The sequence below is a fragment of the Marivirga arenosa genome (genome assembly GCF_030503895.2).
In the GTDB taxonomy this organism is placed as follows: domain Bacteria; phylum Bacteroidota; class Bacteroidia; order Cytophagales; family Cyclobacteriaceae; genus Marivirga; species Marivirga arenosa.
The window spans coordinates 2,032,343-2,052,400 of the sequence record NZ_CP129970.2; the positions used below are offsets into that span (position 1 = coordinate 2,032,343).

The 20,058-nt window shown below is 32.5% G+C and carries 17 protein-coding genes; 9 read left to right on the forward strand and 8 right to left on the reverse strand.

What is annotated here, in order from left to right; all coding sequences use genetic code 11:
- Nucleotides 1-2: 2 nt before the first annotated feature.
- The 6 genes from QYS48_RS08985 to QYS48_RS09010 all read right to left on the reverse strand — a co-directional run bounded on the left by QYS48_RS08985 (nucleotide 3) and on the right by QYS48_RS09010 (nucleotide 7,346).
- Nucleotides 3-1,358 carry a peptidylprolyl isomerase gene (locus QYS48_RS08985; protein ID WP_308355618.1) on the reverse strand — a complete coding sequence of 452 codons (1,356 nt, stop codon included), beginning with the start codon at nucleotides 1,356-1,358 and terminating at the stop codon, nucleotides 3-5.
- Nucleotides 1,333-2,229, reverse strand: a complete 897-nt coding sequence (locus tag QYS48_RS08990; protein ID WP_302122598.1) for a peptidyl-prolyl cis-trans isomerase — start codon at nucleotides 2,227-2,229, stop codon at nucleotides 1,333-1,335. The genes QYS48_RS08985 and QYS48_RS08990 overlap by 26 nt, the downstream gene beginning before the upstream one ends.
- On the reverse strand, nucleotides 2,219-4,366 hold the full coding sequence (locus QYS48_RS08995) for a peptidylprolyl isomerase (RefSeq protein ID WP_308355619.1): 2,148 nt from the start codon (nucleotides 4,364-4,366) through the stop codon (nucleotides 2,219-2,221). Before QYS48_RS08995 ends, QYS48_RS08990 begins: the two co-directional genes overlap by 11 nt.
- Before the next feature lie 82 nt (nucleotides 4,367-4,448).
- Complete coding sequence (locus QYS48_RS09000) at nucleotides 4,449-4,874, reverse strand: ATP-binding protein (RefSeq protein ID WP_302122608.1); 426 nt, start codon at nucleotides 4,872-4,874, stop codon at nucleotides 4,449-4,451.
- Nucleotides 4,858-5,211, reverse strand: a complete 354-nt coding sequence (locus QYS48_RS09005) for an STAS domain-containing protein (RefSeq protein WP_302102305.1) — start codon at nucleotides 5,209-5,211, stop codon at nucleotides 4,858-4,860. Before QYS48_RS09005 ends, QYS48_RS09000 begins: the two co-directional genes overlap by 17 nt.
- Nucleotides 5,212-5,255: 44 nt before the next feature.
- Entirely contained in the window at nucleotides 5,256-7,346 is a 2,091-nt protein-coding gene (locus QYS48_RS09010) for a SpoIIE family protein phosphatase (RefSeq protein WP_308355620.1), read from the reverse strand.
- A gap of 74 nt (nucleotides 7,347-7,420) precedes the next feature.
- Between QYS48_RS09010 and QYS48_RS09015 the strand changes: the two genes are divergently transcribed.
- Nucleotides 7,421-8,101 carry a septal ring lytic transglycosylase RlpA family protein gene (locus QYS48_RS09015; protein ID WP_308355621.1) on the forward strand — a complete coding sequence of 227 codons (681 nt, stop codon included), beginning with the start codon at nucleotides 7,421-7,423 and terminating at the stop codon, nucleotides 8,099-8,101.
- Between the two features lie 37 nt (nucleotides 8,102-8,138).
- Nucleotides 8,139-8,933: an SDR family oxidoreductase gene (locus tag QYS48_RS09020; protein ID WP_308355622.1), complete on the forward strand. Its 795-nt coding sequence runs from the start codon at nucleotides 8,139-8,141 to the stop codon at nucleotides 8,931-8,933.
- Nucleotides 8,934-8,999: 66 nt separating this feature from the next.
- Here QYS48_RS09020 and QYS48_RS09025 read toward each other — a convergent pair whose 3' ends face one another.
- Nucleotides 9,000-9,428, reverse strand: a complete 429-nt coding sequence (locus QYS48_RS09025) for a peptidylprolyl isomerase (RefSeq protein ID WP_302102301.1) — start codon at nucleotides 9,426-9,428, stop codon at nucleotides 9,000-9,002.
- A gap of 218 nt (nucleotides 9,429-9,646) precedes the next feature.
- On the opposite strand from QYS48_RS09025, the gene QYS48_RS09030 reads away from it, so the two are divergent.
- The 7 genes from QYS48_RS09030 (at nucleotide 9,647) to QYS48_RS09060 (ending at nucleotide 18,188) form a co-directional block, all read left to right on the forward strand.
- The gene (locus QYS48_RS09030; protein WP_308355623.1) at nucleotides 9,647-11,032 is read left to right on the forward strand and encodes a sigma-54 dependent transcriptional regulator; all 1,386 of its coding nucleotides are present in this window, start codon (nucleotides 9,647-9,649) and stop codon (nucleotides 11,030-11,032) included.
- The gene (locus QYS48_RS09035) at nucleotides 11,019-12,368 is read left to right on the forward strand and encodes an ATP-binding protein (protein WP_308355624.1); all 1,350 of its coding nucleotides are present in this window, start codon (nucleotides 11,019-11,021) and stop codon (nucleotides 12,366-12,368) included. The genes QYS48_RS09030 and QYS48_RS09035 overlap by 14 nt, the downstream gene beginning before the upstream one ends.
- A 44-nt stretch (nucleotides 12,369-12,412) precedes the next feature.
- Entirely contained in the window at nucleotides 12,413-12,664 is a 252-nt protein-coding gene (locus tag QYS48_RS09040) for an acyl carrier protein (protein ID WP_302104053.1), read from the forward strand.
- A 177-nt stretch (nucleotides 12,665-12,841) separates the two neighbouring features.
- Nucleotides 12,842-15,232, forward strand: a complete 2,391-nt coding sequence (locus QYS48_RS09045; RefSeq protein ID WP_308355625.1) for a TonB-dependent receptor — start codon at nucleotides 12,842-12,844, stop codon at nucleotides 15,230-15,232.
- Nucleotides 15,232-16,092 (forward strand): DUF4249 family protein, encoded by an 861-nt coding sequence (locus tag QYS48_RS09050; RefSeq protein WP_308355626.1) that lies wholly within the window; start codon nucleotides 15,232-15,234, stop codon nucleotides 16,090-16,092. Before QYS48_RS09045 ends, QYS48_RS09050 begins: the two co-directional genes overlap by 1 nt.
- Before the next feature lie 170 nt (nucleotides 16,093-16,262).
- Nucleotides 16,263-17,099 (forward strand): UDP-2,3-diacylglucosamine diphosphatase, encoded by an 837-nt coding sequence (locus QYS48_RS09055; protein ID WP_302104052.1) that lies wholly within the window; start codon nucleotides 16,263-16,265, stop codon nucleotides 17,097-17,099.
- 33 nt (nucleotides 17,100-17,132) lie between these two features.
- A complete protein-coding gene (locus QYS48_RS09060; RefSeq protein ID WP_302122635.1) occupies nucleotides 17,133-18,188 on the forward strand; it encodes a hypothetical protein in 1,056 nt (351 codons plus the stop codon).
- Here the strand turns inward: QYS48_RS09060 and QYS48_RS09065 are convergent.
- Entirely contained in the window at nucleotides 18,159-20,057 is a 1,899-nt protein-coding gene (locus QYS48_RS09065) for a DUF3857 domain-containing protein (RefSeq protein WP_308355627.1), read from the reverse strand. The genes QYS48_RS09060 and QYS48_RS09065 overlap by 30 nt on opposite strands.
- Nucleotide 20,058 lies beyond the last annotated feature (1 nt).

Genomic DNA, 20,058 nt, shown 5'->3' on the forward strand with positions numbered 1-20,058 from the left:
TGTCAGTTCAATATCTGGCAGTTTTGGTAATTTTCATCTAATACAATGAAAACTTCATCTTTAGATTCTTCAAACCATTTTGCCAACTTCTCACTTTTCTTTTTATTCAATGCCGCCATCTTTATCTTCTGATAATCTATATTGATATCAGCTCTGTGCGGCTTTATTCTATCTTTATAATACAAAATTCTTACAGCTTGAGAACGATCAGGCTGCCGAAATGTCAAAGGTTTTGTGATAGAACCAACTTGCATAGTATCAATAGTAAAGAATATATTAGGGTCTAATTCGTCAACCGATACTCTTGTGCCTCCTGATTCTCCTTCCATAAAGTATCCTCCATTAGAAGAAGTTTGCATATCATCCGAGTGTTCTGCAGCTGCAGCTTCAAATGTAATACTATCGTTAATGATTAATGTTCGAATGCTATCCAAGAAATTTTCCGTTCTATCTAAATCTTTTTGAGTGAATTTTGGCATTATTAAAATATGACGAGTATTGAATTCATTTCCTCTTCTTTCTAATAATTCAATGATGTGAAATCCAAAATCAGTTTCAACTGGTTTGGAAATTTCTCCTGGTTTCAGCCTTAAAGCAGTTGCTTCATATTCAGGGGCTAATTGGCCTCTTTCAAAAAACCCTATATTACCACCACTTTGCTTAGCTCCAGGCTCTTGTGAATAAAGCCTTGCTATGTCGCTAAAATCCTCACCTTCTAATATTCTTTCTCTTAAACCATTAAGTCTAGCCTTTATGTTGTCTTTAGCTTCTTTGCTCATGGTTGGCTTTTTAACAATTTGCCCTACTTGAACTTGAGTTGAGTAAAAAGGCAGACTGTCTTTAGGGATATTGGCATAGAATTTCTTTACCTGTCTTGGAGTTACTTCAATATCAGCAGTGATGGTTCTTTGCATTTCACCGATTATCATTTGTTCTTTCACATCATCCCTGATTTCGATACTGAATTCTTCTAATGATTTACCGTAATATTCTTCTATTTTTTCCTCAGAACCTATTTGTTGTACCATCATTCTCATTCTGTTTTCCAGTTGAGCATCAACCTGAGCTTCTGGTACTGTCACTGAATCTATTTCAGCTTTCGCTAATAAAAGTTTGTTAACAATCAGGTTTTCTAAAACCTCACATCTTGCTTGTTGGCTACTTGCATTTCCCCCTCTCGATAAGTAATCTTTATAAGCTAGTGCTAAATCAGATTCCAGAATGATGTAATTATCAACCTTTGCGATAATTTTATCTACAATTTCTCCTCCTTCATTTTGAGCATTTGTCCAAAATGGTAAAGAGATAAGTGTAAAGGCAATAATTAAAAATTTATTTTTCAGCTTTGTAAATTTCATATTTGTTCGAACTCTTCGCTTTTTCAAAAACTTCCTCTTCTAATTGGTTGGCTAAAGCCACCTTTCTTTTATTTAAAATAATCTGTTTAATATCATTCCTCACAAATTCCAAAGGAGAAATCTGGTCTGAAATTTTAAATTCTTTTATCCTTAAGAAATAAATCTTTTCCTCATTTTCATCTTCAACGAATTTATTTGATTTCAAAAAATCTATTTTGTTCGTAACGCTGGTAAAAGGAGTGTTTCTAATAGCCTCATCAAAATTTATCCATACTGAATCTTCAAGGAAATAGGTTTCAGCAAATCTGAAGCAGTATGATTTTAGCTCTTTGAAGTCCTGCGGCTTATCAGAATTTATCAATGATTTTAGTTTATTAATTTTTGGCGCATCTTTACTCACAGTAATGAAATATCCACGGATGATATTCTGCTTTAATTCAAAATTATCTTTGTTATCATTAAAGTAGGTTTCAATTTCTTCATTGGTTACCACTGTGTCCAAATTATTATCTACATAATACTTTTTGAATTCGTGAACCATTAAAGCATAACGATAATCCAATACCTTTCTTTCAATTGAAGCTTGATCAAAATCAATTTTTTCTGAAGCTTCGGAAATTAAGAGCTGCTTTTTAATCCATGAGTTAACATAGCGATCAATTAAATTTGTACTGTCTTTTACACTGATGTCATTCCCTACAATTCCTGCTAAGTCTTTTTGGTATAATACTGAATTTCCTACTCTTGCTACAGGAACCTTTACTTCTTCAACTTTCTCTTCTGTTTCGAAGCTTTTTAGGTTAATGTATTCACAACTCCATAGAAGAGAAGTTAAAACAATAAATGATATGGTTAGAAAATTATTCTTCAATTTTTGCTTTAATTTTATTTAAAATATTTTCATTCACATTCACTTCATATTTCTTTTTCAACTGATTTACCCAATCAGATTCTAATTTTTTCTGATAATCTTCTATGAGTTCAGCTTTTGCCTCTGAGAATGTTTTTTGCCTTGGTAGATATTTATCTAATACATAATTTAATTCAATCATACCATTTTTTGTCATATCAGTAAAATAGTCAGTCTTTTCTTTGCCCAACCATTTTTTACATTCAGAAATTGGAACTATCTCTTCATATGCTTCTTCAATAGCTTTATTATTTAATGCTAATAGTTCATTCGATTCTGAAAACAATTGCAAATATATTTTATTTTCATTGGAATCGGTAAGTTTCTGAATATCCTTCTCATTGAATGATTCATTCAATGCTTTAAAAAGTTTCACTGAATCACTTTTATTAAGATTTTCAGGTAAACTTACTGTAATTAATAATTTGTGATTCCTGCCACTATCAAGATTAATTATTGACGATAATTCAGTTGATTCATTAAATTCTATTCTTGGGCTTAACGGAAAATACTTCTCTTTTATTGGATTTCTATACTGATTTATACTGCTGGTATCAGAAAAAATAATTTTTGCTAATCTTAACTTTTCTTCACTTATGTAATTGGCTTTATTTTTATTATAGAATTCTTTTAATACGGTTGAGTCTCCACCAACTTTGCTCCAAACCTCTCTATTCATGATTTCGAATAGGAGTAAACCCTCCTTATATTCCTGTCTTAAAAGCCTATACTCAGGATACTTAGTTTCAAGATTCTCATCTTCATATTCCAAAAGCTTAGCTTTTTCATAGTTCTCTAGCTGACGGTCTAACTCCTTTTCTTTATCAAAACCAATTAGGAAGTCCTCAACAGAATATTTTTGAGATGAGATACTAAATAAGGGTTGTTCTAATTCCTTTTTCTTGAATTGCTCTTTAGATAAGGTTGGTTTTGTTTTTAACAGATGGTATACTTTTTCATTTTTTTGAAAATCATTTTCAGTTTTCAGCTTTCTAATGACTTCATCCTCTTTTAGTTCTGATCTTTGATCCCTTTTAATTCTTCTGCTTAAACTCTCTTTCATGCTGTTTAAGCTCCCAACTCCTCTTTTATCTTCCAGCTTTAAAATGTGCCATCCATAGGGACTCATCACTGGCTTTGATATTTCTCCTTTTTGTTCTAAATCAAATGCTGCTGTTTCTAATTCCTTAGGTAAATTACCAGCTCCAAACCATGGAAGTTCCCCTCCAGTATCTTTGGTGCTTAAATCTTCCGATTCTTTAGTAGCCAGAATAAACCAGTTTTCTCCTTCTTTTAGTCTTTCATAAACGTTATAAATTTCGTTTTTTGTTTCTAAAGAATCTTCAGCTGTTGCTTGAGGAGGAAAACGCTTCATGATGTGGGCAATTTTTATTCGACCTAAAGTAGCCCGTGAGTCATTCACTTTAATTATATGATAGCCAAATTGAGTTTTTATGATTGGAGATATCTCTCCCACATTAGTTTTAAAAGCTGCATTTTCGAAAGGATAAACCATTTGAAATGCGGTAAACCACCCTAATTGTCCATTATTTCTTTGCACTGAAGGATCTTCAGAATATTGTCTTGCTAAAGCTTCGAAATTTTCACCACTTACCGCCTTATTTCTAGCTTCTTTAATTTTATTGAAGGCTTTTAAAGTATCTTCCGGACTTGCGTTTTCATCAACCATAATTAAAATATGGCTAGCATTAATTTCTTGCTGAAGTCTTTCATAAGCTTCTTTAATCAGCTTTTCATTTACTTTTTCTGCGGTGAGGTAAGGCTTTTTAATTTCTTCCAAATAGCCATTTAACTCTGTTTGGTAGGCTTGTGTAGTATCTAAACCTTTAGCTTTTGCTTCTTTAACTTTAAGTTTAAAATTGATGTATAAATCAAGATACTCTTCCTCAGATTCATTATCTGCTTTATTTCTTTTGCTCTTTTCAAACGCATAGATAAATTCATCAGGGTATACGTTTTCTCCATCAACCGTGAATAATACATCACTAGAGGTATTTGCCTTTTGAGTTTGAGTATTTTTACAAGCGTTTAATAAAATAAGTGCTACTAATAATAAGAGACTTTTTTTGTTGCCCATTGGGTAAGAATAAATTTTAAGAAGCAATTTATGTAAATGGATTTACACAATAAAATATTAAAGAGAATGAAGCGAAGATAAATTAACTTTTCTGGCTTTGTCCAAACTTTTTATAGAGGATACAGGTATTTTTCTTTTCCTTGTTCGTGAATTCAACCTTGTCCATGATTTTATTTACTAACAATAAACCTATTCCACCTTTTTTCTTAGTTTGTACTACTTCTTCAATGGATGGCTCTTTGTATTTCTTGATATCAAATTTTTCTCCTTCATCAGAAATCTCAAATGTAACGCCATCTTTTTCAACAAATACCTCCAAATTAATGGCTTCATTTGCATTGCAGTAATTGGAATGAATGATGAGGTTAGCACAGATTTCATCCACCGCCAATACCATTTGGTTGATTTCCAAATCATCATGCACATAGGCCTTCAGCTTTTCAGAAATAAAATTCCGAATATCCTTTAGCCGTGTTTTTTCACAATATACTTTAAGATTGAACTTCATGTAATTTCTCCTTCGCTTCCTGCTTATTGCTGACAATACTCATAAGTTGGTCAAGCCCTAAAATTTGAAATACATTCAATACTTTTTCGCTTAAGCCAAATAAGATCATTTTTATGTTCTTACTTTTAAAGTCATCAATATATGACATGAATACACCTAGCCCTGCAGAAGAAATATAGTTGAGATCAGAGCCATCTACTAAAATATTTTTAACGCTTTCATCATTTGACAATTCCGTTAATGCTTCGTCTAAATGAATGCTTGAACTAGCATCTACGTCTCCTTCAACTTTAAGGAGGCTAAATTCTTCTTCTTTATGTGTATTAATATTAATCATACAAATTTTATTACGAGCTTATTTTCAGGAAGTTGACTGTCATGTTATAAAAATTTAATTATTAATGCAGTATAGTCGTCTTCCAGGTCCTCTGAACCTATGAAATCATATAAATATTTAATTAGCCCTTTTTGAATTTCTTGTGGGCTATTTCCGTTAGTTTCCTGTAAATATTGACTTAATCTATTATACCCGAACTCTTCACCGTCCGTATTTTTAGCTTCGATTATTCCATCTGTGTATAAGAAAAGAATATCACCGGAGTTGTAATATATTTTGTTAATGTCTATAAAATCTTCATAGTTGTCATTTCTTACTATCCCCAATCCCATTCCTTTATTTTTGAAAAAGGTTGCTTTATCATCTTTTTTGCTGTAGAACAATCCTGGGCAATGACCGGCTCTTGAAAAACTAATGCTCTTTTCCTGATGGTCAATATTATAATATGCAGCAGTGATGAATGAGGATTTTTCCAAACAGCTACTTAAGGCATGATTCGCCTTGGTAAGAAATGTTTTTGAATCTAAATTAAACTGCACTAAGCTATGGAATACGCCCTTCATTTGAGACATATTAAATGATGCAGAAGTTCCTTTTCCTGAAACATCACCTATAATTACCGCTGTTTTAGTATCGTTTATTTTATAGAAATCATAATAATCACCACCTACTTCATCAGCCGATTCGTAAAAAGCGATCATTTCAAATTCTTCATTTGAAATCAGTGATTGGGGTAAGAGGCTTTTCTGCACTCTTTCAGCAATTTTTAATTCCTCTTTATAGCGTTCGTTTTTAAGAGCTTCAGATAGTAATTCAAAGTTTTCAATCGAAATACAGGCCTGATTTACAAAAGAACTGATAATATTTACCATTTCTTTATTAAATCCATCAGTAACATCCTTCAAAACTACTAATAGCCCAATTTGTCTTTCTTGTATGATTAACGGCATAACTAATACAGAACCATAATCAGGATCATTCAAATTAGATGTTAACTTATTGTAGTTTAGATCCTTTTCGAAGTTATTGGATTTTTGTTTATTCAAATAAGCAAAAATCCCACTGTCTTGAATGCTTTTTCTGACTTGTGTTATTTTAAGATCTGTAATATTATAGGTTAAAGTGTTTATGGTCTCCTCATTTTCATAAATTTCTAACCATGAGCTGGTTGAGAAAACTGCGTTATTACTACTTTCTAATAAAACTTCATATACCTGGTTTTCATTATCCCCTTTTTGAATAGACTGACTTAGACGTTGAAAGTTAAGCACCTCACTAATTTTCTGCTCAAAAACAGAAGAAGTAGGTAAATTGAACAGAATTACTAAAATAGAAATCAGAGCATATAAAAAGATAAAACCTGCAACTGAAAGAATATAAATATTATCTAATAAATCCAGAACAAGATTAAACTCTTGTGAGAAGTTGAATAAATTATTGATAAAATAATATAGATATAGAATTACTAGAACTAGTAATAAAATACTTCTCCACTTTTGCTTAAAATTAAGATAGGCTATCCATTTTAAATTAAAGGATAGGATTATTCCGAAAAGAAAGAAAAAACCTAATAAGCCATTAAATAGCCATTGTTGAACATTGGTTTGGAAAAAGCCATATAATAAGGAGGCTAATAATGAGTATTCAAAAACTTGCCATATGATTAATAGTCTTTTATTCTTTTGGTAGAGTATTAGCCTTTTCCAAACGATAAATGTGGAAACAAGAAACACTATAATAGCCCCCAAATTCACATGATAGAAAAAGTTAATCATTAATGGGTTTTGCATTAACTTACTATCACTCAAAAGGTAAAAGAATAAGCTTACAGCTAACTGAATTAGGGATACAATTAGGCCTGTTGAAAATACATGCCATAGTAAATCAATGAAATTGATACTTTCAGCTTTCTGAATCCTGATTTTAAAGAAAAAATAGAATAGAATGATATAAAGAGTGAGTAATAACTGGGGAATTTCTTTCGTGATTCCAGCATTAGCCTGATTTATTTCTGCGAATAACAGAAATATGTCCGCTAAAACTAATGAAAGCCAGCAGAGTATTGCAAATAATAAAGAGAGGCGTAAAAGTCCTTTTTCTGAAATCAAATTCTTCTTAATTCTAAACTTTGGCAAAATAAGCGTTTAAAAATTATTGTGAAAATAGTTTTACAAACATTAAATTGTCGTTTACTTAAATAATACTCCAAATGCTCAATAAGAAACTCTATATTTTATTCCTTTTCTGTTTTGCTTTCAATATAGCGCAAGCCCAAATTCAAACCGGAAAAGCCTCCTTTTATGCGGATAAGTTTGAAGGAAAACTTACGGCTAGTGGTGAAAAATATAAACACAATAAATTAACAGCAGCACATAAAACATTGCCTTTTGGAACTGTAGTAAAAGTGACCAATACTTCCAACAATCAAGCTGTAGAAGTAAGAATAAATGACAGAGGTCCTTTTGTTGAAGGTAGAGTAATTGATTTATCAAGATCGGCAGCTGAAAAATTAAAATTCATTAATCAGGGCTTAGCCGAAGTAAAAATTGAAGTGATTGATGCAGGGGATGGTAAAACGAATAGTAATCGCCCAGTCCAAATTGATCAGAATATTGAAAATGAGAGCTATTTTGATTTAGGAGTTGAAAGAACAAAACCCTCAGGCTATGGAGTTCAGGTTGGCAGTTTTAGAGGCTTCGATAATATGTTAAAGCTTGCTGAAAATATTGAAAAATCTTATCGCACTAATGTAATCGTTGAAGTAAAAGAACTTAACGGAAATAAAGTTTATGCCCTTATTTTAGGCGATTTCGGAAATCGAAAAAAGGCAGATAAGCTAAAATTAAAAATTGCTGATCGCTTTCCTGATGCATTTGTAACTCGTTTTTAAAGTGTAAATTCGCTTTTTCTTAAAATTGACTTGATATATGACTAAAATAAAGGATAAAATTGCTTGGGTTACTGGGGCTAGTTCTGGAATTGGAGAAGCAATAGTTTATGAATTAATTGATAAAGGTGCTAAAGTAATAATCTCGGCTAGAAGAAAGGAAGTTTTAGAAGAGGTTAAAGCTAAATCTCCAAAGCCAGAAAATATTATGATTCTGCCTCTTGACTTAGCAGATATAAATTCTTTCCAGTCTAAAGTAGCAGAAGTTTTAGATCAATTTGGGAGAATTGATTTATTATTTAATAATGGTGGAATTTCTCAAAGAGGAATGGCTTTAGAAACTGATTTAGCCGTAGATAGGCAAATCATGGAAATCGACTATTTTGGGACAATAGCACTCACAAAAGCTGTAGCGCCTCATATGGTCAATCAGAAATCAGGTCATTTGGTAGTTACGAGTAGCTTAGTAGGTAAATTCGGATCACCTTGGCGTTCATCCTATGCTGCGGCTAAACATGCTCTTCATGGTTTCTTTGACTCTTTAAGAACAGAATTACATCATGATAATATTAAGGTGACAATGATATGCCCTGGCTTTATTAAAACGGATGTTTCAGTAAATGCATTAGGTGCCGATGGTAAGCCTACTGGAGAAATGGATAATGCCCAAGCCAATGGAATGACTGCTCAAGAATGCGCAAAAAAAATCATAAAAGCCGTGGAGAAAAATAAATTAGAAGCAGTAATCGGTGGAACTGAAAGATTTGGTGTATTAGTAAAAAGATTATTCCCCAATTTATTTGCTAAAATTATCTTGAAAAGTAGTGTCAGATAAAAAGAGAATTTAAGCCAATAAAAAAGCCCGATTTCGATCGGGCTTTAGTTTTAACTTAATTCAAGATTAGTTGATTTCAACTAATTCAATTTCAAAACTTAAATCTTTTCCAGCTAACGGATGGTTAGCGTCTAATACAATGTGATCATCATTTACTTCTGCAACTAATACAGGTAAAGCTTGACCGTCAGGCTGTTGCATAGATAATTGCATGCCCACCTCAGGTTTTATTTCAGCCGGAACTTTATCATTAGGAACCGGAACCATCATATCATCTCTTTTGTCACCATAAGCTTCAGCACTAGGGATATCAGTTGTTTTCTTGTCTCCAATAGCCATCCCATCTACTGCTTTGTCAAAACCGGCAATCATTTGACCAGCACCTAATTCGAATTCGATAGGTTCTCTCTCTAAAGAGCTATCGAAAACAGTACCATCTGTTAATTTGCCTGTGTAGTGAACTTTTACTTTGTCGCCTTTTTTTGCTGTTGACATAATTTTTGCTTTTGTAATTTCCTTTTATAAACCACAAAGTTACCACTATCATTCCCTAAAGAAAAAATATTCTGGCTTTTATCCTAAAATCGTTCAGATTCGTAACAATTATGTTCGATTTCGAACAATTATTCCAAGCATATTCCTAAATTGTATCATAAAAGGGGTGTTTTCTCTCTGGCATTATTTTTATCCTAATGATCTTATAATTCGAAAACATGGACAAAGAAATTAATAAAGTACTTATAATCGATGATGATGAAGATGTTTTGTTTGCAGCGAAAATGTTGCTCAAAAAACATGTAAAAGAAGTTATGATTGAAAAGGATCCTCGAAAAATTCCTTTCTTACTTAATCAAGCTACTTATGATGTAATTCTACTGGATATGAATTTCAGTCAAGATACAACCAGCGGCAAAGAAGGGATGTATTGGCTGGAACAAATCAAGGAAAAAGATCCTAAAGCGGTAGTCATCTTAATCACTGCATTTGGAGACGTTGAAACAGCAGTTAATGCATTAAAAAAAGGAGCAACTGATTTCGTATTAAAGCCATGGCAAAATGAAAAGTTAGTTGCTACAATTCACGCTGCAGCACAATTGAAAAATTCCTATAATCAAGTGAGTAAACTAGAGCAGGAAAAACAGCAACTTCAAGAATCGATTGACGCTCCATTCAAATCTATTATTGGAGAAAGTAAGGCTTTACAAAACGTATTTACCATAATAGATAAAGTTGCTGCTACTGATGCTAATGTCTTGATATTGGGTGAAAATGGAACTGGAAAGGAATTAATTGCCAGAGCCCTTCATAAAAAATCTAATCGTAAGGATCATTCTTTTGTAAGTGTGGATATGGGAGCTCTAACAGATTCCTTATTCGAAAGTGAACTTTTTGGACATAAAAAAGGTGCGTTTACAGATGCAAAAGTTGATAGAGCTGGGAGATTTGAAATTGCAGATAAAGGAACCATTTTTTTAGACGAGATAGGGAATTTAAGTGCACCGCTTCAAGCAAAACTCCTGAATGTATTACAAAGTAGAACAGTTACTCGATTAGGTAGTAATGAAGCTATTCCTTTTGATACACGCTTAATTTGTGCCACAAATGAAGATATAGATGCAAGAGTTCATGAAGGTGATTTTCGCCAGGATTTATTATATCGAATAAATACGGTTGAAATTCATTTGCCAGCACTTAGAGAAAGAGTAGAGGATATTCCATTGTTAGCGGACCATTTTATTTCTATGTATGCTAAAAAGTATAAAAAGGATCAGATGAAGATCAGCCCTAATGCATTACGATTATTACAAAAATACCAGTGGCCAGGAAACATCAGAGAATTGCAACATGCTATTGAAAGAGCATTAATTATGGCTGATGGAAATATGCTAGAAGCGGATGATTTCTTTTTTCTTTCAAAAAATAGCAGCTCCAGTGCTCAATCTAAGCTTGACGATAGTTTTAATTTAGAGGATGTAGAAAAACAAACCATTCAAAAAGCAATTCAAATTCATGGAGGGAATATTTCTAAAGCAGCTGAGGAGTTGGGATTAACCAGAGCTTCATTATACAGAAGATTAAGCAAATATGACCTTCAATAATCCACTTTTAAAGCGATTCATAATACGCTTATTACTCATCAGCATAACCATTTTTGTGTGGGCTTTTGTTTCTGTTGACGGTGGTTCAGTATTTTTAGGGTTGGTCTTTTTTGTATTAGTGATTATTCAAGGGAGAGCATTTTTCAAGGAACAGGCTAAAAATGAGATTTCTATCATTCGTTTTTTAGAGCAGATAAAACAGGCTGATTTACCTCATGAATCTACGGAAGAGAACGAATTATTAAGAACTCAATTTAATTCTATATTGAATTCAATTAGAGAGAGGCAAAAGGAGAAAGAAGAAGAATACCAATATTTCAGGAATATAGTACAACATGTAGGGATTGGAATCATAACTTTTAATAAAACTGGAGATATTCAACTTTATAATTTTGCTGCTAAGAAGCTTTTAAATACTACTTATCAGGTAAATAATATTCAACAACTTACTAAAATTAATGAGGAGCTAGTTTCTACTTTTCGTGAGCTAAAAACGGGAGGGAGTAAATTAGTTCAAGTAAATATTGGAGAAGAAAGCAGGCAACTGTCAGTTTATGCAATAGAGTTACAACTTCATAATAAGCAATTTAAATTAGTATCACTCCAAAATATTCAGACTGAATTGGACGAGAAGGAAATGGAAGCTTGGAGGAATTTAATTCGAGTGCTTACTCATGAAATTATGAATTCTGTAACGCCAATCTCATCTCTTACCGGTACAACAAGAGAAATGCTTTCCGATTATGAGGTAAACCAAGATAATGCTGTACCACTTCAAAAAGATGATATGGATGATTTAATGTATTCATTAAAAACCATTGAAAGCAGAAGTGAAGGGTTAATTCGATTTTTAAATGAATTTAGGAATTTGACTCATACACCAAATCCAAAACTTAAAAATGAAGATATCAATACTGTTTTAGAAGGTATTATGTTACTTATGAGTAAAGACATGAATGAGAAATCTGTCACGATCCATAAATCATTTGATGAAAAAATTGGGGAAATTCCAATTGACCGTGAATTAATTGAACAAGTTTTAATTAATCTCGTAAAAAATGCTTCTGAATCTTTTGATTCCGAGCAGCTTGAAAAAAATATATGGATAAGTTCCAACCTCGACACGAAAAAAAGAGTCGTAATAAGTGTTAAGGATGATGGTGTAGGAATAGAACCAGAAGCTTTAACGAAAATATTCATTCCGTTTTTTACAACAAAGAAAAATGGATCAGGAATTGGTCTGAGCTTGTCTAAAGAGATTATGAGAAAGCATCAGGGAAATATATCTGTTCAATCTACGTTAGGAGAAGGTACAGAGTTTACATTAAAATTTTAGTGATTACCCCTTAAAAAAGTATATTTGTGGAAAAAGTAACCAAAATGCCGAAAGAAGAAATCCAAAAAACTATCACCAATATATTAGTTGATAAGTTAGGTATAGCGAGTTCAGAAATCACAGCGGATGCCAGTTTTATAAAAGATTTAGGAATTGATTCTCTGGATTATGCAGAATTAGTAATGGAATTCGAACAACATTTTAATATTAGAATTCCAGATATGGATGCCGAAAAATTTTCAACTATCAATGAGGCAGTTAAATATATTGATGAAAAGGTACACTCAGCCGAATAGTCATAAATTATTTGAAAGAATTAACAGCCGATAGTAATGTAAAAGAGCTATCGGTTTTTTTATTTGTCTTGAATATCAGCCTTCCATATAAACAATCCCCTGTTTATTTAATTATAATCAACTATAAATGTTAAAATGCGTTTTTGCGGGATAATTCCTTGGATTTTAAAGAACCCTATGAATCATATTATTAAGTACTTAGTTTTCTTTTTCTCATTCATTTTGAGCCTTCAACTCAATGCTCAAAAATTTTCTGTCAGCGGTTATGTAAAAGAGGCAAGCTCTGGTGAAGTATTAATTGGTGCAACCGTAGTAGATAAGAATAATCCAGGGACTGGAATGGCCACTAATGTTTATGGTTATTATTCCTTTGAACTTGCCAAAGGATCCTACACATTAATGGTCAGTTATGTTGGATATGAGACTAAGCAAGTTGACATAACTGTTGATAAAGATATTTCCATAAATTTTAATCTAAAGGAGGAGGCTTCAAGTTTGGATGAAGTAGTGGTAACTGCTACTCGCTCAGATGAAAACGTAAGTTCTGTTAAAATGAGCGTTGAGAAGTTAGACATTAAAAAGATAAAATCGATTCCAGCCTTGTTTGGTGAAGTAGATGTGGTTAAATCATTGCAATTATTGCCAGGTGTTTCCACTGCTGGGGAAGGAACTTCAGGTTTGTTTGTGAGAGGAGGAAGTTCAGATCAAAACTTAATTTTATTAGACGAAGCCACTGTTTATAATGCAAGCCATTTGCTGGGCTTCTTTTCTGTGTTTAATCCTGATGCTGTTAAAAATGTTGAAATATATAAGGGGGGAATTCCCGCTAAATACGGGGGTAGAATATCCTCTATTTTGGATATTCAAATGAGAGAAGGAAATAATCAGGAATTTGAAGCATCAGGAGGTATTGGAAGTATAAGCAGTCGATTAACGGCAGAAATTCCAGTAGTTAAAGATAAATCTTCTCTCTTACTTTCTGGTAGAAGAACCTATGCAGATGTGTTTTTAACTTTTGCACAGGATGAAAACTTAAGAAATAATACACTCTATTTTTATGATTTTAATACCAAGTTTAATTACAGATTTAGTGATAAAGATAAAGTATTTGTTTCTGGCTACTTTGGAAGAGATAAGCTAGGTTTTCAAGATCTTTTTGGGTTTGATTGGGGAAATTCAACCGTTTCAACGCGTTGGAATCATCTATTTAACGATAAGCTTTTCTTAAACACAACCCTATTGTATAGTAATTACAATTATGGTTTTGATGTCAACTCTGCTGGAACTGGATTTAATTGGAAGTCAGGATTAGAAGAGTACAATCTGAAGTTTGATTTCGATTACTTTTTAAATAATAATAACACCTTGTTTTTTGGGGCTAATGCCATCTACCACATATTCGCTCCTGCTGAAATCACTTCTCAGGATAATAATATTCAAAGCTTCAATCTCCAAAATGATTATGCAGTTGAAACTGCTTTGTATATAAGTAATCAACATACCATTTCGGACAAATTGAGTATGGAGTATGGAATTCGGTATTCTTCTTTTGCCAAGATTGGGCCAGACTCTGTTTCTATTTATGAAGAAGGCCTAAGGAAAAGCCCTGAAAATGAGATTCGAACCGAAGCTTATGGTAATGGAGAGCTGGTGAAATATTACGGTGGCTTTGAGCCCAGATTAGGGATTAGATATTTAGTGAATTCTACTACAAGCTTAAAAGCTTCTTATAATCGAATGAGGCAATATCTTCAAGTAGCGAGTAATTCAACTGCTGGATTTCCAACAGATAGATGGATTCCTGCAGATTATCATATTAAACCTGTTATAGGGGATCAGGTGGCTTTAGGGTATTTCAAAAATCTCAAGGATAATGCATGGGAAGTTTCAGTAGAAGGTTATTATAAATGGTTGCAAAATGTTGTTGATTTTCTTCCTGGTGAAGATGTATTATTAAATGATAGAATTGAAACAGCAGTAGCTGATGGTATCGCTTGGTCTTATGGAGCTGAATTCATGCTCAGGAAGAATGTTGGGAAAACAAGTGGCTGGTTAAGTTATACACTTTCAAGAACCCAAAGGCAAATTGAAGGAGTAGCTAGTGGAGAGCCCTACTTGGCTCGATACGATAAGCCTCATGATATTGCCTTGGTTTTATCTCATAAGTTTTCTGAAAGATTGTCATTATCTGGAAACTGGGTGTATTCAACCGGGGCGGCTGTTACATTTCCACAAGGAAGGTATATTGTAAACGGACAGAATATCCCTTACTATGATGACTCCAAAAGAAATACGAGCCGAATGCCTGATTTCCACAGATTAGACCTTGGATTTAATTACGATTTAAAAAGCAGATCGGAAAAGTTTAATCATGAAATTAATGTTTCTTTTTATAATGTTTATAATCGTAAGAATCCCTTTTCTATTGAATTCCGACAGGTAAATAATAATGATCCCACTTTCGATTCTTCTGAAGATGGTCCAATCACAAGTACAAGACCCGCAGCTGTTAAAACAGCTTTATTCGGAATAATACCTTCTGTAACCTATAATTTTTCTTTTAACTGATGAAAAAGAACAGACTAAAAATAGTGAGTTTATTGATTACAGTTCTATTAAGCTGGAGCTGTCAAGAGATCATTGATGTTGATTTAACACAATCGGAAAAAAGGTTAGTAATTGAAGGGAAGTTACTGGATGAGGCATCATTTCAGAGAATTAAAATATCTGAGACTTTAAACTTCTATGATACTGGGAATTTAGAGCCCTTTAAAGATGCAGAGGTTAGTTTATTGGATTCCAAGAATAACCTTATAGTTAATTTTGTTTACAATAATGAGGATAGTTCTTATATCACTTCTACTCAAGTTGCTTTAAGCATGGGAGAAGAATATAAGCTTCAAATAGAGGCAAAAGGGGAGCTTTTAGAAGCAACAGGAGTAATATTGCAAAATGCTACATTAGATTCCTTATATTATTTATCAAATGAGGAATTACAAGCAATTGGTCAACCTTCTTTTGGAGAAGGCTATTTTATGTTTGTAAATGGTAAACTCAACAATGAGGGGATTGAATATTTTAAGCTTGATGTTACCGTAAATGATACACTTCAAAATTCGAGAGGTGACTTTTCAAATTCAGTACTAAGTTCAGAATTTTTCGGGAAAGAGTTTGTTGCGCTTCCAGTACCAGGTTCTTTTGAACCTGAAGATTCAGTAGGGCTAGAACTGTATACTTTAAATGAAGATATGTATCAATATTATGTTGAGTTCATAAATCTACTATTTAATGATGGAGGCGTATTCAGTCCGCCACCGGTAAACCCTACTACCAACATTAAAAATTTGACTAATCCCGAAAACCTACCATTAGGTTTCATACAGTTCAGTTCTGTGCAGCGAAGAGGTATTGTGATAAAGGAAAGGTGATGCTATGCAATCATTAATGTTAAGCTTTTATATATTAATTTAATGTTGCTCAATTTTTATTTCAATATTTATTCTTGAGTCTAACTCAATCTATTCCTTTTTAATTCTTTAATAAGTTGATAAACAACAAGTAATAATCAATCATGACCTTTAAGAAACCAAAAGAGGTTATGATAACACATTACAAAACACTAGTGATTTCCGATGTGCACTTAGGCACTAAAGGCTCAAAAGCTAAAGAATTAGTGAAATTCTTAAAGCAATGCAGTTGTGATCGATTAATATTGAATGGAGATATAATTGATGGTTGGCAACTCAAAAAATACGGCACATGGAAACGCAAACATACCCGATTCTTTAATAGAATTTTAAAAATGATTGAGGATCATAAAACAGAAGTGATCTATCTAAGAGGTAATCATGATGATTTTTTAGATCAGGTTTTACCTTTTAAAGTTGGGAATTTAACCATTACAAGAGATTTAACGATTGAAAGTAATGGCAAGAAGTTTTATGTTGTTCATGGAGATATTTTTGATTCCATAACCACTAATTTAAAATGGGTGGCAAAACTTGGAGATGTAGGATATACCTTTTTGCTTTGGGTCAATTCACTTTATAACCAATATAGAAGAAAAAAAGGCTTGCCTTATTATTCTTTAAGTCAAGTAGTGAAATCAAAAGTAAAATCAGCGGTTTCTTATATAGATGATTTTGAAAAACAGTTGACAGAAATAGCTAAAATTAAAGATTGCGATGGTATTATTTGTGGTCATATCCACCAGGCAGCTTTAAAAGAAATTAACGGGATCATTTATATGAATTCTGGAGATTGGGTAGAAAGTATGAGTGCACTTGCAGAAGATCGGGATGGTAATTGGTCACTTGTTTATTATGCTGATACTTCATCTGATAAATCAATAAATAAAAAACTACAAGAGATAGAAATTGATTCCATTTTAAATAATACATCAGAAGATTTTAAATTACGTAAGAAGACTGCATGATAAATTTTTGCTGAAAAGGCTTTATATTCGAATATGGCTTTAATCAGTAAGAAGAAGAATATATTTCCGGTAAGTGATAATTTAATGAAATATTTGCATCAGAATGGGAGGCATGTAGATATTCCCATCAAGTATGATGATCTCACTAGAGCGGAAAATGCAATCCCCCTCTATGATAGCGATGACAATGATACGCTATGGGAAACCTTATTTTTCTCTCAAGATGATATGAAGCATATTTACTATGGCTTAAAAAATATTTACGCCATATTAAAAGCCGATGGGGATTTGTCTGTTATGGAACATCTTTATGTGGATAGAGTAGATGCATGTACTTATGGAAATACCTACCCTTTCAGAGTTCGGATTGTAAATAAGATCAATGATAACTTCGATTATTTCTACATTAAAAAAGCAGATGCTTCCAGAATATATGGCTTAGAATTAGAGCATCTCTTGTCACCAAATAGAATGAGTTATATCGTTAATGGCAATACTCTGATAGAAGAACATATCCCAGGGATTCCAGGTGATCAGTTCATAAAAAATTATATGAATGATGGTAAGCTGAATAAAATTCGATTGGCCAAGGAATTTGTCAAATTTACAGAGCGCTGCTTTGTCCGTTTATTAGGAGATATGCATTCTAGTAATTTTGTAATTGATATAACCCCTGATTTTGAAGAAATACATTACAGAATTAAATCGATTGATTTTGATCAGCAATCCTATGAGGGAAGAAAAGCAGTTTACATGCCGCAATATTTCAAGCAAAATAACCCGATCATAGAAATTGGTCTTGAATTAATGACTCCCACTACTGTTAAACAGTATCAAAAGGAAGAGCGTACCTTAATTTTGAATAGAATGAAAGCTTCTGAAAGAAACCTAAAGGAACTGATGAAATCAATGCGAAAAGATACCTTATCAATTCCTAAAAACGTTGCCAATCTCAAAGCTGAATTGGCAGATCACTATAAACATGAATCTTTCAATAGATGCAAATCAATGGGCGATATAGTAGCTGAAAGTTTATTATATCTAAGAGATCACAGCAACTTATCGAATTATAATAATTTCCTGGCTTAAGGCATCTGAAATTTCCTGAAAGAATGTTTTTATCATTGAATATTCATCGGGCATGTAAATTACTTGATCATAATCAATTGTATAAGAAATTTTTATCGCGTTTTCTACTTTTCTGTATTGATATAAAAATTTCCCCTTACCATCTTCTAAGGCGATACTTTTGTTTTCAGGATATCTTAAAACCTGCCAGCCATCGGGTAAAGTATAAGTAAAACTCGCCTTCCTGATATAGGGAGTATATAGAGTTACAGGATTTTGCCTTTCATCTGCTTTAAGTGGGTTTTCAGGAAATTCATTGAAAATAACAGGTTTTATTTCCATATAGTTTTTAGCTATTGAATCAGCAGGTTTTTCAAATGATAAGTATTCTTTAAGTTCTTTATTCTCATCAAATTCATCTTTAATTTCATGTTTTTTAATATTCCAATCCATATTTTCGAATATGGTTTCTATGAGGTAATCATTATAACTTCTATTACTGTTTAAAAAGCGAGAATCAAAAGCGTAGACTGCATACCCTTCTCTTTTCACTTCGTAATCACCTACAATTGAAGCAGAGTCTGTTATAGTAAAGTTTCCAGTTATAAACTCCTTGTCTTCAAAATTAAAATCAAGAGGAATAAAACCAGGCGCATCTTCTGAAATTACTAATCCACCATTTGTTATGTAATTTGGAGGAAGCATATTGAATAATAGGTTCTTATTTGAGGCATCCAACAAATAATTTTTACCATTTAAGCGTACCAAGCTTATGTAAGCATTAAAAAGTTCGAAATAAGGATTATCAGGATAAGTAGGCCTATTATCCATTGAACTCAAAGCCACTAAATAAGCGTCTAAACCTGATTGGTTTAAAAGCTTTGTTAAAAGCATATTAATTTGTTGAGGCGTCCCTCTTCTGGCGTTAAATGCTTCTTCCAAACTTTTATCATTAAATGAGAAGTCTACCGTGAAATTATTTCTCATGAAAAAGTAAAATCCTCTGATTACATCTAACTTTAATAAGTCAGGGTGATAAATTTTATCGACTGTAGGTTGAAGATAACTACTCCTTCTATAAACATCTCTAAAGAAAGGAGAACCGGCCCAATTGTAAGCTAATTCTTCATAGTTTTGAGGCAATAAAAATTCAGTGTTATTTCTGGGCAATGTATATTCAGCAAGTTTAAATTTTAATTTAGAAATGAAATAATCTCCTCCTGGTACATCTTCTTCTTCCACATAAGCAGGTACACTATCCATAACAAAATCCTCTATTAATACATCTGTTTGCTTGTTTGAAATGATCTTTTTTACAGTACGTCTGTTAAAATCACTTAAGCTAATAGACCCCTCTAAATATTTATAGAAAAGTAAATAATTTGGAACTTCTGTGGTATAGGTTGATTTCAAAGCTGGTATATCATTTTGGAAATACCAGGTGTTAAGTTGTTGCCAATCTTTAATTTTAATTTGATAGCTATATTCAACAATACTACCAACTTTTGCATTGGGTAATTCAAAATAGTTTTTAATAAAACCATTATCTTTTTCAGATTCAATATCTGATGTACTCAATGAATCTATCACTAAATTTCTATTGCCATCTAAATTATAGGTTTGGCCTTGGATAAAAATAAGTGAATCTTCATCGCTATACGGAATCATTACTTTTGCCCATGATAGGCCTGCCTCTTTAAGAATTTCAATTTTAGTAGTATGAGTAAAAATTAGTTCAAAATTTTCATTGTATTTGCTATAACCACTATCAAGCAATATTATGGCATTTTCGCCTTTGCCGAAGCTTGAATTTTTAACTTGTATGTTTTGAGCTGTGAGGCCTAAAAGGAATAAAAATGAAAAAATGGTAGTTAAAAATATCTTTAGCATT

Excerpts from the sequence above, each read along its gene's own strand:
- QYS48_RS09020 (WP_308355622.1), top strand. The coding sequence starts at position 8,139 with ATGACTAAAATAAAGGATAAAATTGCTTGGGTTACTGGGGCTAGTTCT.
- QYS48_RS09060 (WP_302122635.1), top strand. The coding sequence starts at position 17,133 with ATGGCTTTAATCAGTAAGAAGAAGAATATATTTCCGGTAAGTGATAAT.
- QYS48_RS08985 (WP_308355618.1), bottom strand. The coding sequence starts at position 1,358 with ATGAAATTTACAAAGCTGAAAAATAAATTTTTAATTATTGCCTTTACA.
- QYS48_RS09025 (WP_302102301.1), bottom strand. The coding sequence starts at position 9,428 with ATGTCAACAGCAAAAAAAGGCGACAAAGTAAAAGTTCACTACACAGGC.
- QYS48_RS09035 (WP_308355624.1), top strand. The coding sequence starts at position 11,019 with ATGACCTTCAATAATCCACTTTTAAAGCGATTCATAATACGCTTATTA.
- QYS48_RS09000 (WP_302122608.1), bottom strand. The coding sequence starts at position 4,874 with ATGAAGTTCAATCTTAAAGTATATTGTGAAAAAACACGGCTAAAGGAT.
- QYS48_RS09065 (WP_308355627.1), bottom strand. The coding sequence starts at position 20,057 with ATGCTAAAGATATTTTTAACTACCATTTTTTCATTTTTATTCCTTTTA.
- QYS48_RS09030 (WP_308355623.1), top strand. The coding sequence starts at position 9,647 with ATGGACAAAGAAATTAATAAAGTACTTATAATCGATGATGATGAAGAT.
- QYS48_RS09045 (WP_308355625.1), top strand. The coding sequence starts at position 12,842 with ATGAATCATATTATTAAGTACTTAGTTTTCTTTTTCTCATTCATTTTG.
- QYS48_RS09050 (WP_308355626.1), top strand. The coding sequence starts at position 15,232 with ATGAAAAAGAACAGACTAAAAATAGTGAGTTTATTGATTACAGTTCTA.
- QYS48_RS09005 (WP_302102305.1), bottom strand. The coding sequence starts at position 5,211 with ATGATTAATATTAATACACATAAAGAAGAAGAATTTAGCCTCCTTAAA.
- QYS48_RS09055 (WP_302104052.1), top strand. The coding sequence starts at position 16,263 with ATGATAACACATTACAAAACACTAGTGATTTCCGATGTGCACTTAGGC.
- QYS48_RS09015 (WP_308355621.1), top strand. The coding sequence starts at position 7,421 with ATGCTCAATAAGAAACTCTATATTTTATTCCTTTTCTGTTTTGCTTTC.
- QYS48_RS09040 (WP_302104053.1), top strand. The coding sequence starts at position 12,413 with ATGCCGAAAGAAGAAATCCAAAAAACTATCACCAATATATTAGTTGAT.
- QYS48_RS08995 (WP_308355619.1), bottom strand. The coding sequence starts at position 4,366 with ATGGGCAACAAAAAAAGTCTCTTATTATTAGTAGCACTTATTTTATTA.